This window comes from Pseudomonas sp. Sample_21, assembly GCF_004307525.1.
GTDB classification, from domain to species: Bacteria; Pseudomonadota; Gammaproteobacteria; order Pseudomonadales; family Pseudomonadaceae; genus Aquipseudomonas; species Aquipseudomonas atacamensis.
In genome coordinates, this window is record NZ_RCNZ01000144.1 from 46356 (window position 1) to 53545 (window position 7190).

5 protein-coding genes and 1 pseudogene are annotated in these 7190 nt (G+C 61.6%); 2 read left to right on the plus strand and 4 right to left on the minus strand.

The features are described 5' to 3' along the window. Nucleotides 1-121 precede the first annotated feature (121 nt). Together D8U71_RS28150 and D8U71_RS28155 are read right to left on the minus strand one after the other, a co-directional pair. Entirely contained in the window at nucleotides 122-1045 is a 924-nt protein-coding gene (locus tag D8U71_RS28150) for a pyridoxal-phosphate dependent enzyme (RefSeq protein WP_130889200.1), read from the minus strand. A gap of 162 nt (nucleotides 1046-1207) precedes the next feature. Continuing rightward, nucleotides 1208-3247 (minus strand): NADPH-dependent 2,4-dienoyl-CoA reductase, encoded by a 2040-nt coding sequence (locus D8U71_RS28155; protein ID WP_123442093.1) that lies wholly within the window; start codon nucleotides 3245-3247, stop codon nucleotides 1208-1210. Between the two features lie 208 nt (nucleotides 3248-3455). On the opposite strand from D8U71_RS28155, the gene D8U71_RS28160 reads away from it, so the two are divergent. Both D8U71_RS28160 and D8U71_RS28165 read left to right on the plus strand, forming a co-directional pair. Continuing rightward, the gene (locus D8U71_RS28160) at nucleotides 3456-4586 is read left to right on the plus strand and encodes a nitrilase-related carbon-nitrogen hydrolase (protein WP_122612106.1); all 1131 of its coding nucleotides are present in this window, start codon (nucleotides 3456-3458) and stop codon (nucleotides 4584-4586) included. 3 nt (nucleotides 4587-4589) lie between these two features. Beyond that, nucleotides 4590-5630: an AraC family transcriptional regulator gene (locus D8U71_RS28165; RefSeq protein WP_130889201.1), complete on the plus strand. Its 1041-nt coding sequence runs from the start codon at nucleotides 4590-4592 to the stop codon at nucleotides 5628-5630. Nucleotides 5631-6018: 388 nt separating this feature from the next. On the opposite strand, the gene D8U71_RS28175 is transcribed toward D8U71_RS28165, so the two are convergent. Together D8U71_RS28175 and D8U71_RS28725 are read right to left on the minus strand one after the other, a co-directional pair. Then, on the minus strand, nucleotides 6019-6873 hold the full coding sequence (locus D8U71_RS28175) for a DUF2242 domain-containing protein (RefSeq protein ID WP_130889203.1): 855 nt from the start codon (nucleotides 6871-6873) through the stop codon (nucleotides 6019-6021). A gap of 92 nt (nucleotides 6874-6965) precedes the next feature. After that, nucleotides 6966-7061: pseudogene (locus D8U71_RS28725) on the minus strand (LysR family transcriptional regulator); the annotation flags it as partial. Nucleotides 7062-7190 lie beyond the last annotated feature (129 nt).

A 7190-nucleotide genomic window follows, 5' to 3' on the forward strand; every position in this document is an offset into this window, starting at 1 on the left:
ACAGACCAACGTACAACAATAACTTTCAATAAACAGAAGTCATAAACCGTAAAACTCGCACTTCGATTGATTGCAAATATCATCACGCCGCAGGTTGGCATGTATTGATCGCGACCATCGGCTACATCGCTGCAAATCCGCGCCGTCCCTGCAGGCCACCCGTGTGGGCAAAGACCAGACGCGTGCCGACCGCGAATTCGCCTGACTCGACATGCTGCTTGAGCGCCAGCAAGGCCTTGCCGGTGTACAGCGGTTCCAAAGGGATGCCGCTGGTTTGCTCGGTCTGATCGATGAAGGTCAGCAACGCCTGGTCAACTTTGGCGAAACCACCACGGCTGGCATCGATCAGTTGATAGTCAGCCGCAGGCTCGGTGGCGTGCGCGAGGATCGACTCGATGTTCGGCGCTACGCCGTGATCATCCGGCACTGCCAGAGCACCGTACACCACGCGCTTGCCTTGCTCGGCGAGCGCCAGTCCGGCCAGTGTCGTGCCGGTGCCACAGGCCAGCCACCAGGCGTCGAAATCATTCCAGCCCAGCTTGGCCAATTGCTCTTCGGCCTGCTGCCTGATCGCTGCGCAACCCAAGGCGCCGGCCAGTCCACCACCGCCCTCGGGCACCGCATGCAGCGTAGGAAATTGCGCTTGCCATGGCACCCAGAATCCCGCTTCGTGCCGCGCGCGGTAGCCGGCGTAACCGAGCCAATGCAACTGCATGCCGAACGTTTGCAAATCCCGCACTGTCGGCGTGTCCTGCGGGTGCCCGCGCAGCAGTCCCACGGTTTTGAATCCCAGCCGCTTGCCCGCCGCCGCCAGCGCGTGCAGGTGATTGGAATGCGCACCGCCAAGGCTGATGATGCCCTCGGCGCCGGCACGCTCGGCGGCTTTGAGATGTTCAACGAGTTTGAACCACTTGTTGCCGCTGATCAGCGGGTCGATGCGGTCCAGGCGCAGGATCGCGACCTCGATGCCGGCGTCTGCCAGCCAGCCTAGACGGAGCGGTTCGAGGGGGGCTTGGGCTAGCCAGTCGGGGGGAGGCAAAAGCATAAATGCCGGCTCTGTCTGCAGAGCCGGCATCTTAACAGCAGTGGCAAAAAACCTGCTGTTTGCAAGCGAACCTGCTCGCGAAGGCGTCGTGTCAGGCGAAATCCTCATAGCTGACGCTCCGCTTTCGCGAGCAGGCTCGCTCCCACAGGTGATGCGGTGCGCTTACAACTCAGCCGCCAGCCGCGAACCCTGATTGATCGCGCGCTTGGCGTCCAGCTCCGCCGCGACATCCGCGCCGCCGATCAAGTGTACGTTCTGCCCGGCTTCAACCAGACCATCGTGCAATTCACGCAACGGATCCTGCCCCGCACAGATCACGATGTTGTCCACCGCCAGCAGTTGCGGCTCACCGCTTTCGCCGATGCGAATGTGCAAGCCTTGGTCATCGATGCTCAGGTATTCGACGCTGTTGAGCATCTGCACCTGCTTGTTCTTCAGACCGGTGCGATGAATCCAGCCGGTGGTTTTGCCCAGACCGTCGCCGACCTTGGTTTTCTTGCGCTGCAACAGGAACACCTCACGGGCCGGCGCATGCGGTGCCGCTTTGATTCCCGCCACACCACCACGGGCCTCCAGTTGCGTGTCGATGCCCCATTCCTTCCAGAACGCCGCGCGATCCAGACTGGTGGCCACGCCTTGATGAACGAGAAATTCCGAGACATCGAAACCGATCCCGCCCGCACCGATCACCGCGACACGCTTGCCGACCGGCTTGCGCTCGAGGATCACATCCAGATAACTCAGGACCTTGGCATTCTCGACGCCCGGAATCGCCGGCACGCGCGGGGCGATACCGGTGGCTAGGATGATCTCGTCGTAACCGCCCTCAACCAACTTGGCCACGTCGACACGGGTGTTCAGGCACACCTCGACATTCGTCGTTTGCAGCTTGCGGTTGAAGTAGCGCAGGGTTTCGAAAAACTCTTCCTTGCCCGGTACGCGCTTGGCGATGTTGAACTGGCCACCGATCTCGCTGGCCGAATCGAACAGCGTCACCTGATGACCGCGCTCGGCGGCCACGGTGGCGGCGGACAAACCGGCAGGGCCGGCACCGACCACGGCGATTTTCTTGATCTGCTGCACAGGCAGGTAATTGAGTTCGGTTTCGTGGCAGGCACGCGGGTTGACCAGGCAACTGGTGAGCTTGCCGCCAAAGGTGTGGTCGAGGCACGCCTGGTTGCAGCCGATGCAGGTGTTGATTTCGTCGGCACGCCCTGCGGCGGCCTTGTTGACGAAGTCCGGATCGGCGAGGAATGGTCGGGCCATGGAGACCATGTCGGCATCGCCTTCAGCAAGAATCTGCTCGGCAATTTCCGGGGTATTGATGCGGTTGGTGGTGATCAGCGGAATACTCACAGAGCCGCGCAACTTGGCCGTGACCTTGCTGAACGCTGCACGCGGAACCTTGGTGGCGATGGTCGGAATCCGCGCTTCGTGCCAGCCGATACCGGTGTTGATGATGGTCGCGCCCGCCTGTTCGATGGCTTTGGCCAGCATGACGATTTCATCCCAGGTGCTGCCACCTTCGACCAGATCGAGCATCGACAGGCGGAAGATGATGATGAAATTCGGCCCGACCGCTTCGCGCACACGACGGACAATTTCTACCGGCAGGCGCATGCGGTTTTCGTAGCTGCCACCCCAGCGGTCGGTGCGGTGATTCGTGTGCGCGGCGAGGAACTGGTTAATGAAGTAACCTTCCGAGCCCATGATCTCGACGCCGTCGTATTCGGCGGTTTGCGCCAATACCGAGCAGGTGACGAAATCGCTGATCTGCTTTTCGATGCCCTCTTCGTCCAGCTCTTTGGGCTTGAACGGGTTGATCGGCGCCTGAATCGCGCTCGGTGCTACTTGTTTCGGGCTGTAGGCGTAACGCCCGGCGTGAAGAATCTGCATGCAGATCTTGCCACCCGCCTCGTGCACCGCGCGGGTGACGATGCGGTGCTTGAGCGCCTCTTCTTCAGTTGTGAGCTTGGCCGCGCCGGAATACACGCCGCCCTCGTCATTCGGGCCGATGCCGCCGGTGACCATCAGGCCGACACCGCCACGGGCACGTTCGGCGAAGTACGCCGCCATGCGCTCGAAGCCGCCCGGCTTTTCTTCAAGGCCAGTGTGCATCGAGCCCATCAGGGTACGGTTGCGCAGCGTGGTGAATCCCAGGTCCAGCGGGGCCAGCAAATGCGGGTAATGAGCGGCGGTCATCGGTAACTCCACAACGAGCGATCACGGAAAAGTTGCGGGAGCTCTGCGTCCCCCGTCAGTCATGTTCGACAGACTAAGAGTCGCACCGCTGTCACTCAATGACCGTAACTGACAAGTTATTGATCCAAATGCGCAGCGCCCCTTGGCAATCAGGGCCATGGGCCCTACCCTAGGCGCCACACTCTGTACCCGGCTGTTGTTGGTTTTCATGCGCAAACTTCTGTATCTGTTTTTCTCCATGGCCCTCGTTGCCGCCCTGACCACCTACGCCATGTGGGCGGCAGACCGGCCGGCGGGACATTACCTGTCGGACCTGCGCATCAAGCTCGCCGTCAATCAGGGCACGCCCGCCGACCGTGGCAATCTGCTCGGCATTCAGCCCGAACTGTTCCCCACCGATTACCAAAGCTCCGCACGCCTGCACCGCAAACTCGCGGCGTATCTGCAGCAGGCCCGCGATCAGGGCTTGCTCAACGAAAAAACCGTGGTGGTGTTGCCCGAGCACGTCGGCACCTGGCTGATGATCAGCGGCGAGAAAGACGAGTTGTATCAGGCGCCAACGCTGGCGGAGGCAATGAACTGGCTGGCGGCGAGCAATCCACTGCTGTTTGCCCGTGCCTGGCTGCGGGCCAAGGGCGAGCAACGTCTGGATGACGCTTATCTGCGGATGAAAGCGAAGGCCATGGCCAAGGATTACCAGGCGCTGTTCGGCGGTCTGGCCAAGGAGTTCCAGGTCACCCTGGTGGCCGGCTCCATCGTGCTGCCGGAGCCAAGCATCCGCGACGGCCGGCTCAAGCCCGGCAGCGGCGCCCTGTTCAACAGCAGCGTGGTATTTGGTCGCGACGGCGTACCGTTGGGCCAGCCGCAGCGGCAGATGCATCCGATCTTTGATCAGCAAGGTGTGATTCAGGCCGAAGACAAACACGCCATACAGGTCGTCGATACCCCGGCCGGACGCCTGGGCATCCTGATCGGCAGTGACAGCTGGTACCCCGCCAACTACCGCACCCTCGATGAGCAAGGCGCGCAACTGGTGGCGGTGCCGGCGCAGGTTATCGGCCAAGGCGCATGGGACAAGCCATGGCGTGGCTACAAGGGTTCGAGCACGCCGGGCTCGGTCAGCCTCAAGCCCGGCGACCTCAGTGAAGGTCAGGCCTGGCACCGACTGACCCTCACCGCACAACCACCGAGCAGCCACGCGATTGCCGGCATGAGTGTGTTCATGCGCGGGCAGTTCTGGGACAAGCCGAGTACCGGCACAAGCTTTCTCAGCAGCAACGGCCAGCAGTTCGCCGATGGCGAGGCCCGTGGTGCGCGCTTGCTGAACGTCTGGCTGTAAACCATGAAGCCGCAGCCGATGCGCCTCGGGGATCTGTCGGTGGGCTTCGTCCACAGTCTGGCCGACGCCGTGCGCAGCCACGACGCCGATCCGCTGCCTCTGCTCGAGCAATACGGCCTCGATGCCGCGCGACTGGCCGAGGCCGGGGCACGCTTGTCGATCCCGCGTTACATGCGCCTGGGCCATGCGGCGATTCAACTGACCGGCGATCCGGCCCTGGGCCTGCGCATGGGCCGGATGATCCGCTTGAATCAGGCTGGGCTGGCCGGCATCACCGCCGCGCAAGCACCCACCGTGCGCGAAGCGGCCCGCTGCCTGACGCGCTTCGAACCGCTATACGGTTCCAACTATCGCGGGCAGTCCAGTTTCCACGAAGACGCCAACGGTGCGTGGCTGCGCTTCTACTCGATCAGCCCGTACAACGCCTATAACCGCTTCGTGGTCGACTCGATCCTCGCCGGCTGGCTGCATCAGTTGTCGAGCCTGTGCGGCGAAACGTTGCGGGCCGAGAGAATCGAAATCGAATTCGAAGCGCCGGATTACCGCGAAGCCTACACAATGCTTGGCGACTGCCCGATCCAGTTCAGCGCCGAACGCAATCAGCTGCGCCTGAGCCTGAACAGCCTTGCCCTGCGCAATCCCGAACATTGCCCGAGCACCTGGCGACATCTGCTGCAATTGTGCGAGCGGGAGCTGGAACAACTGACCCGCACCCGCAGTTTGCGCGAGCGCATCACTCAGTTGCTCGGCCCGTTGCTCAACGGCGGCCGCGAGCCGGATCTTGAGGAAGTCGCGGCACGCCTGAAACTGCCGACCTGGACCCTGCGGCGCAAACTAGCAGAGGAAGGCACGCAATTTCGCGCGATCCTCAATGACACACGCCGCGATTTGGCGATGACCTACATCCGCGACACCGAACTGGCGTTCGGCGAGATCGCCTACCTGCTGGGCTTTGCCTCAGCCGAAGCCTTCCAGCGTGCATTCAAACGCTGGAGCGGGCAGACGCCCGGCGAATCCCGACGAAATTACCGCTCGGGAGCCTGAAGCTCAGAGCTCCGTCGCGTCGTCAGCCGGTTCTGGTTGATCCAGTTCAAAGGCCTGGTATTCGAGCAGTTCTTCCTGATACTCATCCATCGTATAAATCCCCCAACTACTCGCTATGAAAATGGCCTGATCAATCGACCTGTGCCCCGAGCATAAAGTGCCCGTATGAAGGAAAAGTGAAACGCGACCTTCATGAATAAAACGTAGCAGGCGGTTGGGGATTTATCGCGGCGCTGATGTCGCAGGTATGTAACCAGATCTTAAGCCAACCCGAAAACCACTGTGGGAGCGAGCCTGCTCGCGAAGGCGGTATTTCAGTCTGATCATCTGTCGACTGATACACCGCCTTCGCGAGCAGGCTCGCTCCCACAGGGTCTCGCTTGGTTTCTTATTGGCCCGACGCTGGCATCGCCGGAATCGGCTCGGACGGTGGAGGAATATCCGGGTTGGTCGGTGGCGTGATGGTTTCGCTGGCCGGCGCGGGCTCTTCCACGGGCGCTGGCGCCGGCGTAATCGGCGTCGACTCCGCTGGCGGTACCACCGGCTCGGAACTCACTGGTGCGGTTTCAGCCGGGGCTGGTGCAGGTTCTGCAGCCGGCGCTGGCGTTGCTGCCGGTTCCGCTGCAGGCGCCAGAGGAGCAGGTGCAGGCGCGGCTTTTGGTTCTGGCACGCCGAGGTCGGTTTTCGGTTTTTCTTCGATATGCGCCGCTTTCTTCGCATCGGCGGGCAGGAACTGCTCCACCAGTGTGAAGAAACGCTCGTAGAACTTCTGCGCCGTGACCGTCTCACTGGCGACCTTGACCATCGAATCATCCGAGGAGCCGATCGGCATCGACACCGAGCCCAACACACCAACCCCGAGGCTGGCCGAGTTGTTGGTCTTCTTCAACGCATAACGATCCTGCAAGGCGTTGGCGAACACCGTCGCATGATGCCCGGCGCTGCCATCTTCGGCGCAGACCACGTTGAAGCTGATCTCGAGATGGGTCTCGCCGGTCTGCTGGAAGCTCTTGTGACCGCTGACCAGCTTCGGATCACTGCTGGTAATGATGTAGCCCTGACTGAGCAACGCGCGCCGGGCCGCTTCGCAACTGGCGGTGTCGGTTACCGGATAATTGCGCGAAAAGGTGCCGGAGTCATCGAAGTTCTCATGCTCATAGATCGGCTTGTCCTTCGAACAACCGGCCACCGCAGTCAACAAAAGCGCCAGCCCGACAACACGCATGGGAGTGGAAATCAACATTGAACATCCTGAGGGAAAACAGTCCGGGGCGTATTGTGCAACAGATCGCCGCCCCATGGCGCATGGAATAGTGTCAAGAATCGGTTACAACTTTACCGGTCATGGCCATCAGGAAAAAGCCGCGTGGACAAATGATCGATCAACGCGCGCAATTTCGCCGTGGCTTGTCGGCTCGACGGCCACAACACCCTAGCCGCCCGACGTGTTCTAAACGCCAAGGGACGGTGTATATCCAAGAATCAGGTCGGCTGTCAGGCCGCCTTCGCGAGCAGGCTCGCTCCCACAGAAAAGCAAAGCAGCGCAGCTGCCCGCGGCAA

Coding starts and splice junctions, on each gene's coding strand:
- D8U71_RS28160 (WP_122612106.1), top strand. CDS start 3,456: ATGCGCAAACTTCTGTATCTGTTTTTCTCCATGGCCCTCGTTGCCGCC.
- D8U71_RS28175 (WP_130889203.1), bottom strand. CDS start 6,873: ATGTTGATTTCCACTCCCATGCGTGTTGTCGGGCTGGCGCTTTTGTTG.
- D8U71_RS28150 (WP_130889200.1), bottom strand. CDS start 1,045: ATGCTTTTGCCTCCCCCCGACTGGCTAGCCCAAGCCCCCCTCGAACCG.
- D8U71_RS28155 (WP_123442093.1), bottom strand. CDS start 3,247: ATGACCGCCGCTCATTACCCGCATTTGCTGGCCCCGCTGGACCTGGGA.
- D8U71_RS28165 (WP_130889201.1), top strand. CDS start 4,590: ATGAAGCCGCAGCCGATGCGCCTCGGGGATCTGTCGGTGGGCTTCGTC.